The organism is SAR86 cluster bacterium (genome assembly GCA_023703575.1).
Taxonomy (GTDB): Bacteria; Pseudomonadota; Gammaproteobacteria; order Magnimaribacterales; family Magnimaribacteraceae; genus Magnimaribacter.
Genome location: CP097969.1, coordinates 1,446,697 through 1,464,622 on the forward strand (window position 1 = coordinate 1,446,697; position 17,926 = coordinate 1,464,622).

Annotated in this window: 19 protein-coding genes; 11 read left to right on the forward strand and 8 right to left on the reverse strand. The window is 34.9% G+C overall.

Features of this window, described 5'->3' with window-relative positions:
• Window positions 1-2: 2 nt before the first annotated feature.
• The 5 genes from M9C83_07375 to M9C83_07395 are packed head-to-tail and all read right to left on the reverse strand — an operon-like array spanning window position 3 to window position 4,382.
• Window positions 3-569 carry an aminodeoxychorismate/anthranilate synthase component II gene (locus tag M9C83_07375; protein ID URQ66460.1) on the reverse strand — a complete coding sequence of 189 codons (567 nt, stop codon included), beginning with the start codon at window positions 567-569 and terminating at the stop codon, window positions 3-5.
• Window positions 570-572: 3 nt separating this feature from the next.
• Window positions 573-1,967 (reverse strand): anthranilate synthase component I, encoded by a 1,395-nt coding sequence (gene trpE, locus M9C83_07380; GenBank protein URQ67410.1) that lies wholly within the window; start codon window positions 1,965-1,967, stop codon window positions 573-575.
• A gap of 52 nt (window positions 1,968-2,019) precedes the next feature.
• Entirely contained in the window at window positions 2,020-2,694 is a 675-nt protein-coding gene (gene rpe, locus M9C83_07385; protein URQ66461.1) for a ribulose-phosphate 3-epimerase, read from the reverse strand.
• A 12-nt stretch (window positions 2,695-2,706) separates the two neighbouring features.
• The gene (locus M9C83_07390; GenBank protein ID URQ66462.1) at window positions 2,707-3,372 is read right to left on the reverse strand and encodes a nucleotidyltransferase family protein; all 666 of its coding nucleotides are present in this window, start codon (window positions 3,370-3,372) and stop codon (window positions 2,707-2,709) included.
• A complete protein-coding gene (locus tag M9C83_07395) occupies window positions 3,369-4,382 on the reverse strand; it encodes a phosphotransferase (protein URQ66463.1) in 1,014 nt (337 codons plus the stop codon). The genes M9C83_07390 and M9C83_07395 overlap by 4 nt, the downstream gene beginning before the upstream one ends.
• Before the next feature lie 87 nt (window positions 4,383-4,469).
• Here M9C83_07395 and lptD point away from each other — a divergent pair, with 87 nt between their 5' ends.
• From lptD to M9C83_07450, 11 genes are read left to right on the forward strand one after another with little or no spacing between them, the layout of a single operon-like run.
• Window positions 4,470-6,683, forward strand: coding sequence for an LPS assembly protein LptD (gene lptD / locus M9C83_07400; GenBank protein URQ66464.1), 2,214 nt, complete (start codon window positions 4,470-4,472; stop codon window positions 6,681-6,683).
• A gap of 35 nt (window positions 6,684-6,718) precedes the next feature.
• Window positions 6,719-8,038, forward strand: a complete 1,320-nt coding sequence (locus tag M9C83_07405) for a peptidylprolyl isomerase (protein URQ66465.1) — start codon at window positions 6,719-6,721, stop codon at window positions 8,036-8,038.
• Window positions 8,035-9,033: a 4-hydroxythreonine-4-phosphate dehydrogenase PdxA gene (gene pdxA / locus M9C83_07410; protein ID URQ66466.1), complete on the forward strand. Its 999-nt coding sequence runs from the start codon at window positions 8,035-8,037 to the stop codon at window positions 9,031-9,033. The genes M9C83_07405 and pdxA overlap by 4 nt, the downstream gene beginning before the upstream one ends.
• Window positions 9,020-9,784: a 16S rRNA (adenine(1518)-N(6)/adenine(1519)-N(6))-dimethyltransferase RsmA gene (gene rsmA, locus M9C83_07415; GenBank protein URQ66467.1), complete on the forward strand. Its 765-nt coding sequence runs from the start codon at window positions 9,020-9,022 to the stop codon at window positions 9,782-9,784. The genes pdxA and rsmA overlap by 14 nt, the downstream gene beginning before the upstream one ends.
• Complete coding sequence (locus tag M9C83_07420; protein ID URQ66468.1) at window positions 9,784-10,617, forward strand: symmetrical bis(5'-nucleosyl)-tetraphosphatase; 834 nt, start codon at window positions 9,784-9,786, stop codon at window positions 10,615-10,617. The genes rsmA and M9C83_07420 overlap by 1 nt, the downstream gene beginning before the upstream one ends.
• A gap of 4 nt (window positions 10,618-10,621) precedes the next feature.
• Window positions 10,622-11,686, forward strand: coding sequence for a multifunctional CCA tRNA nucleotidyl transferase/2'3'-cyclic phosphodiesterase/2'nucleotidase/phosphatase (locus M9C83_07425; protein URQ66469.1), 1,065 nt, complete (start codon window positions 10,622-10,624; stop codon window positions 11,684-11,686).
• Window positions 11,683-12,414 (forward strand): pteridine reductase, encoded by a 732-nt coding sequence (locus tag M9C83_07430; protein ID URQ66470.1) that lies wholly within the window; start codon window positions 11,683-11,685, stop codon window positions 12,412-12,414. Before M9C83_07425 ends, M9C83_07430 begins: the two co-directional genes overlap by 4 nt.
• A gap of 47 nt (window positions 12,415-12,461) precedes the next feature.
• Window positions 12,462-13,526 (forward strand): phosphotransferase, encoded by a 1,065-nt coding sequence (locus tag M9C83_07435; GenBank protein ID URQ66471.1) that lies wholly within the window; start codon window positions 12,462-12,464, stop codon window positions 13,524-13,526.
• A 9-nt stretch (window positions 13,527-13,535) separates the two neighbouring features.
• Window positions 13,536-14,039: a MaoC family dehydratase N-terminal domain-containing protein gene (locus M9C83_07440; GenBank protein URQ66472.1), complete on the forward strand. Its 504-nt coding sequence runs from the start codon at window positions 13,536-13,538 to the stop codon at window positions 14,037-14,039.
• Window positions 14,040-14,048: 9 nt separating this feature from the next.
• Window positions 14,049-14,468: a MaoC family dehydratase N-terminal domain-containing protein gene (locus tag M9C83_07445; GenBank protein ID URQ66473.1), complete on the forward strand. Its 420-nt coding sequence runs from the start codon at window positions 14,049-14,051 to the stop codon at window positions 14,466-14,468.
• Window positions 14,469-14,497: 29 nt separating this feature from the next.
• Entirely contained in the window at window positions 14,498-16,075 is a 1,578-nt protein-coding gene (locus tag M9C83_07450) for an MFS transporter (protein ID URQ66474.1), read from the forward strand.
• A gap of 4 nt (window positions 16,076-16,079) precedes the next feature.
• On the opposite strand, the gene folK is transcribed toward M9C83_07450, so the two are convergent.
• Genes folK through tsaD form a run of 3 tightly spaced genes read right to left on the reverse strand, consistent with a single transcriptional unit; the run spans window position 16,080 to window position 17,876 of the window.
• Complete coding sequence (gene folK / locus M9C83_07455) at window positions 16,080-16,529, reverse strand: 2-amino-4-hydroxy-6-hydroxymethyldihydropteridine diphosphokinase (protein ID URQ66475.1); 450 nt, start codon at window positions 16,527-16,529, stop codon at window positions 16,080-16,082.
• A complete protein-coding gene (folB, locus tag M9C83_07460) occupies window positions 16,526-16,873 on the reverse strand; it encodes a dihydroneopterin aldolase (GenBank protein ID URQ66476.1) in 348 nt (115 codons plus the stop codon). The genes folK and folB overlap by 4 nt, the downstream gene beginning before the upstream one ends.
• Window positions 16,866-17,876 (reverse strand): tRNA (adenosine(37)-N6)-threonylcarbamoyltransferase complex transferase subunit TsaD, encoded by a 1,011-nt coding sequence (gene tsaD / locus M9C83_07465; protein URQ67411.1) that lies wholly within the window; start codon window positions 17,874-17,876, stop codon window positions 16,866-16,868. The genes folB and tsaD overlap by 8 nt, the downstream gene beginning before the upstream one ends.
• Window positions 17,877-17,926: the final 50 nt, after the last annotated feature.

Genomic DNA, 17,926 nt, shown 5'->3' on the forward strand with positions numbered 1-17,926 from the left:
ATCTAGTAAGTATCCAAAAAGTTCTTAAGAAGAGATTTGCCGTGTTCAGTCGCGATGGATTCAGGATGAAACTGTATTCCGGTGATTGGTTCTGAATTATGTTGAATGGCCATTATGGTCCCGTCTTCAGATCTAGCCGTGATATCAAATTCTTTTGAAAGTGATGATTCTTCAATAACAAGGGAATGGTATCTTGTAGCGAGAAAGTCTTTTTCTACTGAAGAGAATATACCTTTTCCATTATGACTAATTTTCGAAAGCTTGCCGTGCATAATCTCATTAGCTTTTATTATATTTGCACCATAAGCAGCACCAATGGATTGATGGCCTAAGCAAACACCTAAAATGGGTACTTTACCTGAAAATTTTTTGATCACTTCAACCGATATTCCAGCTTCTTTTGGGGTACAGGGGCCAGGAGATATAACAATATAATCTGGAGATTTATTTTTAATTTCCTGAACGCTTATTGCATCATTCCTATGTACCTCTACTTCCTGTGACATTTCGTAAAAGTATTGAACAAGGTTGTATGTAAAAGAATCATAGTTATCGATCATCAGTAACATATCTCAACCTTCTAGTTTTTCCTGTACCATTTCTGCAGCTTTGAAAATAGCTCGACCTTTATTTAGTGACTCTTTCCATTCTAGATCCGGAACTGAGTCTGCAACCCAGCCTCCTCCTGCCTGAATATAGAGTACTTCGTCTTTAATGACTGCTGTCCTGATTGCAATTGCCATATCCATATTACCCTGCCAAGAAAGGTATCCTATTGCTCCACCGTAAATACCTCTTTTCACAGGCTCGAATTCATCGATGATCTCCATAGCTCTGATTTTAGGAGCACCTGATACGGTTCCTGCTGGAAAAGTAGCCTTAAATAAATCAATGGCAGACAAGCCGTCTTCCAATTCAGCTTCAACATTAGAAACCATATGCATAACGTGACTGTATCTTTCTATCCCGAATTGTTCAGTAACATTTACAGTTCCAGGTTTAGCAATTCGTCCTACATCATTTCTTCCTAAATCGATTAACATGAGATGTTCCGCAATTTCTTTAGGGTCATTAACCATATCTTTTTCCATAGCTATATCATCTGCATCATCTTTACCTCTTCTTCTAGTGCCGGCAATTGGTCTTACCGTAACCTTATTATCTTCAAGTCTTGCTAAGATTTCTGGAGAGGATCCCACTATATGAAAATCATGCAAGTTTAAATAATACATATAAGGTGATGGATTTAATTGCCTTATAGATCTATATAACGCAACCGGATCGGCAGTAAAAGGAATTGACATACGCTGCGAACAAACCACTTGCATGATGTCTCCCTCTTCGATGTATTTTTTTGCTTTCTCTACTGATTTTTTAAATTCATATTCACCAAATCCAGATGTGAAATCAGATTCATTTATAGTTTTTTCAGGTTTCTTGAAATCTTCAAATATAAGAGGCTCTTTAAGCTTTTCCTCTAACTCATCTAATCGTCTCTCCGCAATATCTCGATCATCTTCTCTATCAATTAATATAATTAAATGAAGTTTATTCTTTAAATTATCAAATACAGCAACTTCTTCAGAGACCATAAATAATGCATCTGGTGTCCCTAAGGAATCTGGAGGAACAGATTCGATCAATTTCTTTTCAATGTATCTGACACAATCATATGAAAAATAACCGACAAGACCGCCATTGAACTTTGGTAAATTTGTATCTTCTTCAAGAGTGAAGCTTTTCTGTAGCTGGTCTAAATAATCTAAGGGATCATCTATTGTTATGGTCTCAATTTGCTTTCCATCTTGAAGAATTACAACTTCATTTTTTACAACCTTTATTAATCTCCTGGCTTTTAAGCCGATAAGGGAGTATCTTGCCCACTTATCTCCGCCTTCAACCGACTCAAACAAATAACTATAAGAACAGTTAGCTAATTTCCTGTAGACACTAAGAGGGGTCTCCATATCGACTAGGATTTCGCGAGAAATTGGAATTTTTTTTTGTATATCCACTATTTTAGAGAGCTTCTAAAGAGGATCTCATTTGTTTGATTATCTTAGAATAATCTTCTTGATTAAAAATAGCTGATCCAGCAACAAAAGTATCGGCACCTGCTTCAGCTACAGAAGCAATATTTTCTAAGTTAATTCCACCATCAACCTCAAGCCTTATATCTAAATTTTTCTTATCGATCGTATCTCTTACTTTTGTGACTTTCGTAAGTACAGAATCAATAAATTTTTGTCCTCCAAAACCGGGGTTAACGGACATTAGCAGAATCATATCTAATTTATCGATTGACTCCTCAATTAAACTAACTGGAGTTGCAGGATTTAAGACTAAACCAGCTTTACAATCATGGCTTTTGATAAGTTCTATTGACCTATCTATATGATCAGTAGCTTCAGGGTGAAAAGTGATATAAGTTGATCCTGCTTTTGCAAAACTCTCTATTAAACTATCCACTGGTTTGACCATCAAATGAGTGTCTATAGGCGCTTTAATTCCATAATCCCGCAGTGCCTTACATACCATAGGCCCAATAGTTAGATTGGGCACATAATGATTGTCCATAACATCAAAATGAATCCAGTCAGCACCAGAATTTAAAACGCTCTTAGATTCTTCTCCCAGGCGAGCAAAGTCCGCTGATAAAATAGAAGGCGCGATTATGTAGTCTTTAGTTGTCATGAGGGTGCAAGTTTACTCCTCGCTCAGTAAACCGTCTAATCTTTCAACATCTTCTAGTGTATTGAGATTCTCGTATCTTCCCTTAAATATCTCACCTGAAACAAGATTATTTGAGGAAGCTGGTTTTAGAATATCATTCCAAAGTTCCATAGGTCCCGTCTCGGATAAACTAAACAAATCTGGTGAAATAATCATTATTCCGGAAAAAGTATATTTATTTTCTTCTAGGTCAGACCTAACATAACCATTAATAAGCGAAACATCTCCTTTTGGATTGCTCTCAGGATTAGGAATAAGAATCATATGCGCCAAAAAATCATCCTTAAGCTCTAAATTATTAAAATCAAAATCTGTCCATATATCTGAACTAAGAACAAAAAAAGGTTCCTCGAAGTGATGAATAGCATTTTGTATCCCACCACCCGTGCCCAAAAGTTCTTTTTCCAGGGAATAGGAAATCTTGAGCCCATAATCTGAGCCATCTCCTAGTAAGTTCACAATCTTTTCACCTCGATGGTGAAGATTAATAACAATTTCTTGAATATTGGTATTTTTTAAAATCTTAATAATCCTTTCAATCAAGGAAACTCCGCCAACTTTTACCAATGGCTTAGGGTTATCCTCTGTGAATGGAAGAAGTCTTTTGCCCTTCCCGGCTGCAAGTAAAAATGCTTTCATGGATTATTTCTTAAAATTTTAATAAGTTTTGGTTCAACTTTTTCTGTTAAGAAAGTAGCCAATTCTTTCGAAGCAGGATATTTTTCTAAATCTGTTTGAAGATATTTTAGAGTCTGTTTTAAATCCTTAAGTCTAAAAGATTTTTTATCTCTAAGGTGTAACCTAGATAGTGTTCCTAAAATCCTAAACTGACGTTGGAAGCCAGCAAAATCTAAATCCTTTTCAAGATCTGAGAGTTTTAACTCTTCTAATTTGTTGCCCTTGATACCTTCCTTATAGAATTTAAGATAATTTAGTAAATCTTCATGACTCAAGGGGTTTTCTATATCTTTTAAAATAGACACAAGATCTATAGCATAAGGTCCAAAGCATAAATCTTGGAAATCTAATATTCCAATTTCATTTTTTTCTAAAAGCATGAGATTTCGGAATTCGAAATCAAAATGACATATTACATGTGATTGTTGTGAACACTCTTTAACTATCAAGTCCCAACTATCATTTAGCATTTTTTTATCATTAGTAGAATAATCTAATTCTAGAAAACTCGTCAAAAACCAATCTTCAAAAAGATACATTTGCTGTTTCAACATCTTCGGCGTAAGCTTGAGAAGATCATCAGGTGGTTTAATTTCTTGAAGTTGATGGATTTTTTGTAATGATTTTTTAAAAAGGAATTCTTTGTTTTCTTCATTAATTTCCAGTTGAACGACTTTGTCACCAAAATCCTCTAAAATCATAAAGCCTTTAAGATGATCAAAAGCTTCAACTTTGGGTACTCTAATGCCATTTTTTCTCAGAAAATTGGAATGAATCTCAAATAGTTCATTTTGTTTGGAATTAGGCTCAGATATCATGCCTATTTTTGTTCCTGTATCGGTCTGAAATCTGAAATAATTCCTCAGACTTGCTTGCTCTCTAAGAGGCTGCAAGCTTTCAATATCTTTAAATCCTAAACTTGATCCTTGCATTAAGGCCCAATTTAACAAGTCATCTTTCATCTCTGTCATAATATTATAGTAATCTGAAGAGGTCTTCCTTTATGATCTGAATAAGTTTATGGAACAATCACTGCCAAAAATACTCTAATTTGTGCTATGTCTAAAAAGTACTCCTTTATTTTATTGATAATCATTTCTTCTATGATTTTTTTTTCAAACTTCTTGAAGGGAAATGAAGACAAAACTCTAAGGATAAATTCTATTGACGCCGAAGTTATAGAATCCTTAGATCAGGAAATTCTTAGTTTAACGGGCAATGTTGTTATTAAAACTGATATTGTTCAATTATGGTCAGATAAAGCCATTTATGACCGTGAAAACCAAACCATACAGCTTGAGGGAAATATCAAGGCGTTGTCTAAAAACCTTTCTATTGAAGCTCAAAACATGGAAGCTGATTTTATTGATAATGAGTTCTACATCTCAAGCTCTAGTTATAACTTTATGGAAAGAGGATTTGGCGAAGCTCAATTTATAAATTTCAAGTTTAATGGCGATATTGAATTATTAAATATTTCAATTACAAGTTGCAAAAAGGAAGACCTATCTTGGAATTTAAATTCCAAGAGAATAATTGTTCTTGAAGATAGAAAGAATGCTGTTATTAAAGACGTGACAATTGAAGTTAATGAGGTACCAATCTTTTATTTGCCTTATGCGAGGACAGCAATAGGAAAAGAAAAATTCTCTGGGTTTTTAGCACCATCTATTAAACAAGGCAAAGATGGACTAGATCTATCAGTGCCTTACTTTTTTAGTTTAGCTCCAAACTATGATCTAACAATCTCACCACGATATATAGAAAAAAGAGGATCCGGGATCAGTTCCGAAGGAAGGTTTCTTACTCAAGATTCTGAGGGCCTTATAGCATTCTCATATTTTATCAATGATAGAAGATTTCAAGATCAAACTGGAGAAAATAAAAAAAGATGGGCAACAAAAGTATACAGTCAAACAAATTTAGGTTCTAACTTATACCTCAGCATTGGTACTGAACACGTAAGCGATGACCTATACTTTGAAGACTTAAATGACGATATCTTAGGAACTCAACAAAAGGATTTCTTGAAAAGAAATCTCAACGTCGCCCTCAATACAAAAAATTTGAAAATAATAGGTAGTTTGAAGCAATTTCATAATTTAAATCCTTTTTCTGCCAACGAATATAAAACTCAACCTCGCTTAAATGTTGAATATCAAGGAAATATCTTTGGTGTGTCCGCAAGGTTAGTAACCGACTATGCGAAATTTTCATTTGATGAAGAATTTAATCCATTAGAAAAAGAGGCAGATATAAAGAGAATATACATCGAACCCTCATTATTATTTGAAAAGGGAAATAGATCTTCTCTCACTTCATTCAAGGTCGGAAGAAGAGAAACAGAGTACCGAACTAAATTGGATCCTGTTGATAACTCATACAACTGGGCTGAACTTAGTTATAGAATTTATATGGAAAAGAAATCGAAAAATGAATTCCATAGTCTTACTCCGATATTTAAGTATGTTTACATTGATGGAGAAAATAATTACGAGAAAGGGATAGATTCAAAACTTGAAAATTTAAACTTTGATACTTTGTTCAAAAGGAACTGGTACTCTGGTTCAGATTTTTTTTTAGAGCAGAATAGATTAATTCTTGGTTTTGAACATAATTTCTATAACGCCAGTACTGGTGATGAAAGATATTTCTCTTTAGGAAGAGCATTCTTTCGTGATAAAGAAAATAGTCTGAATAATAAGATTTCCAAAAAATCTTCTATTGTTACTGAGTTCAAAGCCGACATATCAAGTCATCTGAAAATCAATAGTTCATTAGCGTTTGATTCTGACTTGGAAAAAATATCTAGAGGAAGTTTAGGAATCGTTTATGAAAGAGAAGAAAGAAAAAACATACAAATAAGATCTACTTATAAGAGAGAACCAAAATATCTTAATTTAATAGGTGGTTGGTCTGATGATGGATTGCCAATAAATGAAATTGAACTAATTTCTCAGTGGGAACTTTCAAATAAATTTTTAGCCTTTGGAAAAGTCTCCAGGGATTATGAAAAAAATTATTCAAGAGATCTATCCTATGGCATAGAGTATGCTAATTGTTGCTTAAAATTAGGCTTAATGAAAAGAAAATGGCTTGATCAAAATTACTATGCTTTTTTTGGAATGAATAAAGAAGATATTAATTTAATTGAAAATAGACCTTTTTCCGAAAGGGAAAGAGATAATATTTATTTATTTTTTGAGCTAACTGAATTAGGTAGATTTGGAAAGAGGATATCAGAAGTTTTGAGCTCTAGACGATTTCAGTAATTGCAACAACTAAAAAAAAGAAGACAATAGTAAATATGGATCTAACAAAAATACTTTTAATCATGATTTCAATTAAGAAAAGGACAGTCTTTATCTTGCTTGGTTTTCTGGTGTCTACAAATACTTATACGAAAATTGAGCTGATCGATAGAGTCGTAGCTGTTGTAGATTCAGGAGTGATAATGGAATCTCAACTAAATTCTAGAGTTGAAGAGATACTTGTAAGATTAAAAAATGATAAAGCCGAACTACCTCCTTTAAACCTCCTGGAAGAGCAAGTTTTAGATAGATTAATCATTGAAGAAATACAGCTTCAGCTTGCGGACAGGGCCGGCATAAAAATTAGTGATTCAGAGCTAAATCAAACTCTTTCCAGAGTTTCATCACAAAATAATCTCAGTTTGGAAGAATTCAGACTGAAGCTAGAGGCGGAAGGAACTTCTTATAAATCTTTCAGGGATACTATAAAGAAAGAACTAATAATCCAAAGAGTGCAAAGAGGTAAAGTTGGTGCAAAGATAGATATTTCTGAACAGGAACTTGAAAATTTTATCAATTCTGAAGAAGGCAGAACTCAGCTAGCTGAGCAATATAATGTTCAGCATATCCTCTTGCCTGTTAAAAGTGGTTTATCTGAAATAGAAATAGAAACAATTGAAAACGAAGCAATTTCATTATTAGAAAGACTTGAAAGCGGAGAAAGTTTTGAAAAGCTTGCCGCATCTTACTCTGCAGGACAAAAGGCTCTGGAGGGCGGTTTCCTCGGCTGGAGAACTTCTGCAGAATTACCAAGTCTTTTTGCTGAAGTAGTAACAGGACTAACAGTTGGAGAAGTAGCGCAACCAGTAAGGAGTGGAGCTGGGTTCCACATACTTAAATTAACTGAGAAAAGAGGAAATACTGTTAAGTTCCTAGATCAAACTCTAGCAAGACATATTCTTGTCCAGCCCTCTGAAATAAGAACAGAGAATCAAACTAAAATGCTAATCAATGATATCTACAACAGATTAAAAGAAGGAGAAGATTTTAAACAACTTGCCCGACAATTCTCTGAAGATCCTGGGTCAAAAATGGATGGGGGTGAGTTGGGTTGGAGTAATCCTGGAGATTATGATCCTGCATTTGAAATGACTTTGAATGCAACTGAAATAGGCCAGCTATCCGAACCTGTTAAGTCTTCTTTTGGATGGCATATCATTGAGGTCATGGATCGAAGAAATGAGGACGTAAGTCAAGAAGAACAAAAAAATAGGGCCTATCAAATAATTTTTAAAAGAAAATTTGATCAAGAACTACAAAGTACTCTGATAGAGCTAAGAGCAGAGGCTTATGTAGATATAAAACTAACCTCATGACCAAAATTGCTGTCTCTTCTGGAGATCCAGCTGGTATAGGTCCCGATATCTGCATTAAAGCTTTTGGTCAGAAGAAATCACTAGCCTATAGACCAGTAATTTTTGGAAATATAGATCTCTTGAAAGAAAGAGCTGATGAAATCAAGATTAAGGTTGATATAAAGAAATACAATGGTGAAGATTCAAATTCTCTAACTGATGAATCTTTATGGGTAGTAGATAGACCTATAAGTTCGGAAGTAAAACCAGGTATTCCTGAATCAAGCACTGCTAAATACATAATGTCTATTTTCGAAGAGTCAGTTAAAAAAACCATTTCAAAGGAATTCAATGCATTAGTAACGTGTCCAATAAATAAAAAATTAATGAATGAAGGAGGCGTATCATTTACTGGCCATACTGAAGAACTAGCAAGTCTTGGTAATACCAAGCATGTTGTAATGATGTTAGCTAATGAGAAAATCAAGATAGCATTAGCTACAACTCATCTACCTCTCAGTGAAGTTCCCTCTCATATAAATGAAAATCTTCTAATCAACGCGATATCTATAATTAATCAGTCTCTGAAAAATCACTGGAAATTAGAAAATCCAATTATCAAAGTGCTCGGCTTGAATCCTCATGCCGGAGATGGAGGTTATTTGGGTACGGAAGAAAAAGATATTATTGGCCCTACTTTGGACAAATTAAGAGAGCAAGGTCTAGAAATAATAGGCCCAGTTTCTGCAGATACAGCCTTTGTTGAATTAGATAATACTCAAAAGGCAGATGCTTTTCTTGCAATGTTCCATGATCAAGGACTTCCAGTAATTAAAACTATGGGATTCGGTGAGACCGTTAATATCACTTTAGGACTACCATTCATACGCACCTCTGTGGATCATGGAACTGCATATGATAAGACTGGAACTGGTCAAGCTGATGAATCAAGTCTTCTTGCAGCAACAGAAATGGCATACTCAATGAGCAAAAGATCTAAAAATGCCAAAAGCTAAAAAAAGTTTAGGGCAGAATTTTCTAATTGATCCAGCTGTTACAAACCAAATACTTCAGTTTATCAATCCAGATTCCAAAGATATTTTTTTAGAAATAGGACCAGGCAAAGGAGCAATTACTCAACAACTTGCGCGTAGAGTAGATACCACTCATGCAGTTGAAATAGATAAGGAATTATCTTACAAACTAAAGAAATTAGAAGACGAAAAAAATTTCTATGTTCATAACAAAAGCATATTAGATTTTAATCCTATAGAAATTTTTACAAGTAAAGTAAGAGTCGTTGGAAACTTACCATATAACTTATCTACGCCTATCATGTTTTGGAGTTTTAAATATTTAGGTAATTTTTATGATATGCACTTTATGTTACAAAAGGAATTTGGAGAGAGGCTTATTGCTAAAAATGATAATAAAGACTTTGGGAGAATCACAGTTATTACTCAATACCTAACGAAGCCAGAGTATTGTTTTTTAATCTCGCCTGAAAGCTTTTCACCAAAACCGAAAGTGGAGAGTGTCTTTATAAAATTTAATCCTATTGCGGGAAGAAGTATAGATGATCCAGTTGCAATAAGATTACAAGAAGTAACGCGTATTGCTTTTATGCATAAAAGAAAGATGGTTGGAAAATCTCTTGAAAAAATTATATCTTCTGAAGAACTAGATGACTTAGGTATAGATAGAAAATGTAGACCAGAAAATATATCAGTTGAAGATTATGTAAAAATTTCTGGAGCTCTCATCTGATGTCAAATTATGCTATTGGTGATTTGCAAGGTTGCTATGGTGAGTTGCAATGCCTGTTAAAAAAAATCTCATTTAATAAAACTGAAGATTCATTGTGGTTTTGTGGTGATCTAGTAAACAGAGGTTCTGAATCTCTGAACTGTCTTCAGTTTCTTTATTCTATAAGGGAAAGATGCCATATTGTCCTAGGAAATCATGATCTCCACTTAATTGCAGTGCAAAACTCAATCAGAGATATAAGCAAAAATGATACATTCCAAGATATTTTATATAGCTCAAAAGATAACTTTTTAATTGATTGGTTAAGATCGCTTCCCTTTCACTTCATTAAGACAATTGATACAAAAGAAGGTGAAAAAGAATTTGTAATGACCCATGCCGGTATCCCACCTCATTGGACAAAAAAAGAGTTGGTTAGTCATTCAAATAAGCTTAGTTCGAATCTTGCAAGTAATGACTACCGTAATTTTCTTAAAAAAATATTCGGAAATAAACCTGATCATCCAGATAAATGTAAAAAAGATGAAGAAGTATTGAGGTTAAATATTAATTTTTTAACGAGAATGAGATTTTATAACGCCGACGGGTCCCTTGAATTGGATTACAAAGGGAAGGTTGAAACAGCTCCCAATAATTTAAAACCTTGGTTTGAATATAAGCTTAAAATTTTAGAAGAAAATACGCACATACTTTTTGGGCATTGGGCGGCATTAAATGGTGTTACTGGGAAAGATAACATAACGGCCCTAGATACAGGTTGTGCATGGGGCAATAAGTTAACAGCGATAAGGCTAGAAGATAGAGCAACCTTTAGCTGTGATAAGCTAAATTAGTTATATGAATATTTTTTTAGTTGGCGGGGCAGTTAGAGATGCCCTATTGAATATAGAGGTTCAAGAAAGAGACTGGGTTGTTGTAGGTGCCTCTGAAAGTGAGCTAATTGATAAGGGATATAAAAAAATTGGTAAAGATTTTCCCGTTTTCTTACATCCCAAAACTAAGGAAGAATATGCGCTTGCAAGGCAAGAACGAAAGACGGCCCTAGGACATAAAGGTTTTGAATTTAAATTTGATACTTCTGTAACGTTGGAAGAAGATTTGCTGAGACGAGACCTGACAATCAACGCGATAGCAGAGGATAAAGATGGTAATTTAATTGATCCATACGGCGGGATGGAGGATATTAAAAATAAATTACTCAAAAGTGTCTCTACTTCTTTTGATGAGGATCCTTTGAGAGTCCTAAGAGTTGCAAGATTTGCTTCTAAGCTCAAATTCTTAGATTTTAAAATAGAAAATAATACATTAGAACAAATGAAAAAAATTAGCTCTTCAGGAGAAATAGAGACTCTAAGCAAAGAGAGAGTCTGGTCGGAAACATATAAAGCTCTATCTACAAGCAATCCTGAGGAATATTTTTCTATTCTTTTAAAGGTAGGTGCCCTAGAAAAAATTTGCCAACCTATAGATCTCAATCTAAATGCTCTAGAAAAGACATCATCAGACAATCAAGATCACACTATAAAGTGGTCCGTTTCGGTTTCAGAAAATGAGAATATAGAGAAAATAAATAACTCTTTTAATGCTCCCAAAGAGTTCAGCGAAATATCTGAAATCTGTAGTCAGATAAATTTATTTTCTGGTAAAAAGGTATCCCCTGAATCTTTGATGGATCTAGTAAATAAATGTGACTTGTTAAGAAAGCCCGAAAGATTCTATAAAGCTTCAAAAGCTTCCTCATATATAATTGAATCATCATTAAAGCCCGAAAAATGGATAGAAATTTATGATCTACTCAGTGATGTCAGCGTTGATAAAACATTAAGAGAAGGTAAGTTGATTGCAAAAAAATTAAATACAGATAGATTAGCTGCCGTTAAAAATTATTTAGATAAATTATGAAACAAAAATTTATCTTCCTTACTGGTGGTGCAAAAAGAATTGGGAAGAGTACTTGTCAACATTTCCACAATGAAGGTTTCAATATCATATTCCACTACAATTCCTCTGAATCAGAAGCGAATGAGATTAAGAAAACTTTAAACAAAATTAGAAAAGACTCTTGTTTCACTTTACAGGCAGATTTTGATGAGGAATCTTCAATTAAAAAATTGACTCAAGGCTTGTCTGAAATAACTGACGAGCTATCAGTTTTAATAAATAATGCATCTAGTTTCTACCCTACTCCAATAGAAGATGCATCAATGGACGAGTGGAATAACTTAATGGCCACTAACGCAACAACTCCGTTATTCTTGACCCAAGCCCTTCTGCCCTTCTTAAAAAAAGGCAAGGGATGCATCATAAATATTTCTGACACATTAGCTCCAAGTGGTATAAAAAATTTCAGTCTGTACTCGGGTGCCAAATCTGCTTTGGAAGGTATTACTAAGTCTTTAGCAAAGGAGTTAGCCCCAGATATAAGGGTAAATGCAATATCTCCCGGAGCGATACTATGGCCTGAGGATGAAGACTTGAGTGAAGATCAACAAAAGCAAAGATTAGCAAAAGTCCCCTTAGGGAGGATTGGCTGTCCAGAGGATATTTCATCTTTGGCAGTCTTTTTATCCGAGGCAGAATATATAACGGGTCAGGTGATAAAAGTTGATGGTGGTCGATCCATAAACTAGATAAATTTTTTCTTTTATCATTTTTACATCTATCTTATTATTGAGTTATGGGGAATGAATTGCACGAGACTGACGAAAATACTGGAACAATGGAAGTTCTGGAGAGACATCAGTTTGATGTCTCTAAACTTCAAGATTTCATGTATGAAAATATAGAAGGTTTTGAAGGAAATATTAAATTAGAAGAATTTAAAGGTGGTCAATCTAATCCAACTTACAAAGTAATAACGCCGAACCAATCCTATGTTCTAAGACGTAAACCTCCTGGTAAATTATTAAAATCTGCTCATGCAGTGGATAGAGAATATAAAGTTATTACTGGTCTTAATAAAACTGATGTTCCTGTGCCAAAAAGCTACGCTCTTTGTGAAGATGATGATGTGATTGGTACTGCATTCTACTTAATGGAATTTAAAGATGGAAGAGTTTTATGGGATGCAGCAATGGAAGATAGTGATAAGGATGAGGCTTTAGGCGTTTACAAATCTATGAATGATTCTATGGCTAAACTACATTTAGTAAACCCTAGTGAGATTGGTTTGGAGGATTTTGGAAAACCTGGGAATTATGTTGGTCGCCAAGTTTCTAGATGGTCAAAACAATATGTTGATTCTGAAACTGAAAATATTGACTCGATGAATTGTCTAATCGAATGGTTACCCAAGAATTTACCCTCAGAAAAAAGAACTGGAATTGTTCATGGGGACTATAGTTTAACGAATGTCATGATAGGGAAAAATGATCCAAATGTAATTGCTATACTGGATTGGGAGCTTTCAACTTTGGGCGATCCTTGTGCTGACTTTAATTATCACTGCCTTCAATACATAATGAACCCAAAATTAGCTGATAAAGATTATTGTAGAAATCAGGGTATTCCTGTGATTGATGATTACGTAAAAATGTATTCAGAAAAAATCAATGTAGATTTAACTGAAGAATGGGATCTATATTCTGCATATAATTTGTTTAAATTAGCTGGTATTTTACAAGGCATATTAGGTAGAGTAAGAGATGGGACAGCCGCTCACGAAAATGCTGCCGAGAGAGCTAGCGGAGTAAGGAACTTGTCTGATAAAGCATGGGATTTAGTAAAAAAGAATTTTTTATAGGAGAGGAATATGGCGATTGAGAAATTTTTAGTAGAGGCTAGTCATATCATGATGTTTGCAAGATCGGTAGGAGATGCAAACCCAATTTATCATGATGAGGATTACGCTAAAGAAACAGAATTAGGGGGAATAATTGCTCCACCCACATTTGCACAATCTAGTGCGCAGTTTGATCCTGACTACTTTCTTAGGCCTAAGATAGGCGGTGAAGGTTGGTTTGGTTCAGGTAAAGAAGCATCTGGGGCAAAGCCCTCAAAAGATAAGGGTGGTGGCGGAGGTGGTGCAGCTATGGGTCTTCATGCTGAGCAACACTTTGAATATCATCTGCCTGTGAAGGCTGGAGATGTTTTAACTGCTACAACCAAACCAGGAAATACATGGGAAAAAGAAAGTAAAAGAGCTGGAAAATTAAAATTTAGTGAAAGTGTAACTGAATACAGAAATCAAAATGGTGAATTAGTTATAACTGCAACAGGTGTTGGAGTTCAAACTGAAAGAGCCGTAGATAGTTAGGAGAAACAGATGCTAAAAGAAAATGAAATAAAAGTCGGGGATACTCATACAGCTATATTGGTAGAGGACTTAAAAAGAACCCAAATAGTTCAATATGCTGGAGCTTCAGGTGATTATAACCCTCTGCATACCGATGAAATATTTACAACGCAAGTAGCAGGATATCCCAGTGTTTTTGCACATGGCATGTTATCCATGGGACTTACTGGGACAATGCTCACAAATTATGTTGGCGACGGCGCGTTAAAGAAATACGGAGTTAGATTCACAAATCAAGTTTGGCCCGGTGATACACTGACTGGAAAAGCCACAATTATTGAAATCCGTGAAGAAGAAGGGTCTAAAGTAGTTGATCTAATGATTGAAACAACAAATCAGAATGATGTTGCGGTAATTACTGGCAATGCAACTGCAATCATAGAAACTTAAGAATAAAGTAAATTAAATAAGGAAAGACTTTGTCAGAAGATAAAAGTTCTGAGGTAGGAGGCTATCACGCAAAAATTGCTTTAAGCCTTCTAGTGTTGGTTTATATTTTTAATTTCATTGATAGACAAATACTTTCGATATTAGCCGAAGATATAAAAGCTGATTTAGGGATCTCTAACAGCGATATAGGTTTTTTATTTGGGACAGCATTTGGTGTTTTTTACTCAGTTGTAGGCATCCCGATGGGAAAATTAGCTGATTCTTGGAATAGAAAAAACTTAATCAGTATTGGTCTGGCTTTTTGGAGCTTCATGACATTCCTTTCAGGAACAGCAAAATCTTTTCTAAGTTTATCAATCTACAGATTCGGCGTAGGCATTGGTGAGTCCAGTGCATCTCCCTCGGCATACTCATTACTTTCAGATTATTTCTCTCCAAAAGTTAGAGCTACGGTTTTATCTATCTATTCCAGCGGATTGTATATTGGAGCAGGAATTGGTCTGTTTCTTGGAGGAGCAATTCTTGATACATGGAATTCTGCATACCCCGATCACACTTTAGCCCCTTTTGGATTAAAAGGATGGCAAGCAGCTTTTATGGGAGTGGGACTTCCTGGTATTTTATTATCGATAATCACTTTTTTCTTTATAAAAGAGCCAGTAAGAGGAATGAGTGAAGGGATTGCCACTGAGACAAGTAAGGAGCCTTTTAAAGATACATTTAAAGAATTTATTGGGTTAACGCCTATTTCTCTTATTGGTGAAAAAGAATCTTTAAAGGCAATTGCCATAAATGCACTTCTTGCTTTTGTTATCTTTGGTTCATGCTATGTTTTATATCAGCTTACTGGTGACTTTCTTCAATGGACCGCATGGGGAATTGGAGCCTATTTAGTATCTACATGGATACAAAGCTTAAGTAAAAGAGATGTCGTAGCTTTTACGTTGATGTTTAAAAGTAAGGCGGCCTTGTATTCTTTTATGGCATTTCCTTGTATACCTTTTGTAGGATATGCCTACTCCGCTTTTACTCCTTCTTTTTACATAAATAATCATGGGATGTCTGCATTAGAAATAGGAACACTTATTGGCCTTATTACAGCAATTGGCTCTTTTATAGGTGTCATAGGAGGAGGTTATTTTGGAGATAAGCTTCGCGAGAGATATGTAGGGGGAAGACTATATGTAATTTTTGCAGGCGGTGTGTTAATTACTCTTGTAGGCTGTTTTGGCATGATTTATGCTGAATCGAAGAATATTTCTTTAATATTCAATTTCATATATCACATTGGTAGCTCTGTCTATGTGGGTTGTGCTGCAACGACCGTTACAAATTTAGTATTACCCAGAATGCGGGCCATGGCCGGAGCTTTTTTTATTCTCACTTTAAGTATGATAGGCCTTGCCCTTGGACCTTATACTCTGGGAAGAATTAGTGATATGTTTGAAACTCAGGGTTATACAGCAGGTGATGCAATGCAAACGTCTATGGCCCTTATACTAATCATACTTATCATCCCAAGCATTTTTCTTTTCTTGGCAGCCAAAAACCTTAAAGCGGACGAAGAATCAGTGGTTGAAAGAGCAAAAAAACTGGGGGAAAAATAAATAATCAAATAATTTGATCTTTTATTTCTCTAAAAGAAATCTTTAGTTCTGGATGAATAGCATCGCCCGCTAATTCACACAAAGGTTCAAGCACGAAGTTGTATTTCTCAATATCTTTGCTGGGTATATCCAATTGGTCTGTTTTTTCTATCAAATTTCCATAAAGAATTAGATCTAAATCAATCACTCTACTCGACATACCCTTTTGACTGGGCGTTCTGCCCATTTTCTTTTCAATTTCTTTTAAAAACGATCTTAATCCAAGAGGATCAAAATTTGTCTCAAATGAACAAACCAAGTTCAAAAAATCTTGTCCAGGAAAGCCTTCTGCTGGAGTTTTATAGATGCTTGAATAGGTTACTTCAAAATGGCTGTCGAGATGAATCTTAACCTTATCAATATTCTTCTCAGGATCTAGGTTTGAACCTATGCTTATGAATACTTTTTCAGTCAAGGTCGTTCAATAATTATTCCAACAGACTCAGATCCTCTTAGAGCTCCCGGTTTGCTTAAAGTTACTTTAACCTTTCCAACAGGAAATTCTTTAAGAATTATCTTTGCTATATTCTCGGCAAGTGACTCAACAAGTTTAAATTTTGACTTTTGTACGAAAGCCGTGACCCTCTTTCCTACTTTCTTATAATTCAGTGCATCTTCTATAGAATCTGACTTAGCAGCTAACTTATTATCAAATTCCATTTCTATATCTACGGATATAACTTGTTTTACCTCGCGTTCCCACTGAAAAATACCAATGATTCCTTCGACTTCCAAACCTTTAATGAAAACTTTATCCATTTGTTATCTCTGATAGAGGCCATCTGGGCTTAATATCCAGATCAAGATTCTCTTTTGCGTTTTTAATGTAAAAGCTGCCGGCATAAGCAATCATAGCTCCATTATCTGTGCATCTATTAATGGGCGGAAAAAAGATTTTTTTATCTTCCAAACCTTCTATTAACTTACTACGAATATACTTATTAGATGCAACGCCCCCACCTATTACTAATTCATCAAGGTTAGTTGCCTCCATTGCTTCCTTTGTTTTTATTAAGAGTGTATCTGCAACTGCAGCTTGAAAAGAAGCTGCCAAATCTGCTTTTTTGGAAGCATCTATTTCTTTTATTTTTTTAAATTCATAATAAACCGCCGTTTTTAAGCCGCTGAAACTAAAATCAAAGTTTTTCTTATTTGTCATTGGTCTGGGGAAATTAAATGATTCAAGATTTCCTTCTTTTGCTAGAGACTCTATCAAAGGGCCACCTGGATATCCTAGGTTTAGAATCTTAGCCACCTTGTCGAAAGCTTCTCCAACTGCATCATCTAAAGTTTGCCCTAAAATCTCATAATCTCCCAGAGCCTTAGCATTGATCAACAAACAATGACCACCAGAAATTAAAAGTGTTAAGAAAGGAAAAGATGGAGCGGGATTTTCTAATAAATTAATTAATAGATGCGCCTCCATATGATGTATACCGATACAGGGTTTGTTCAAAGACATTGAAATCGCTTTAGCTGTAGAAGCTCCTATCAATAGAGGTCCTCTCAAGCCAGGTCCAGCGGTGTAAGCAATTGCATCTATAGCCTTAAGATCTTGGCCAGATTTTTCAATAGCTAGATTTATAAGAGGGATTAATTTCTTAAGGTGATCTCTTGAAGCCAATTCGGGAACAACACCACCATATTCGGCATGCTTAGAAGCCTGACTATATAGTTGCTCAGAAATAATACTATTTGTCTCCATATCGAATATGGCTACACCAGTTTCATCGCAAGAGGTTTCTATTCCAAGTATTTTCATTAGCTTAAAGATAGTCATTTTCGTTGAAAATAAAAAAAAAGAAACACTTT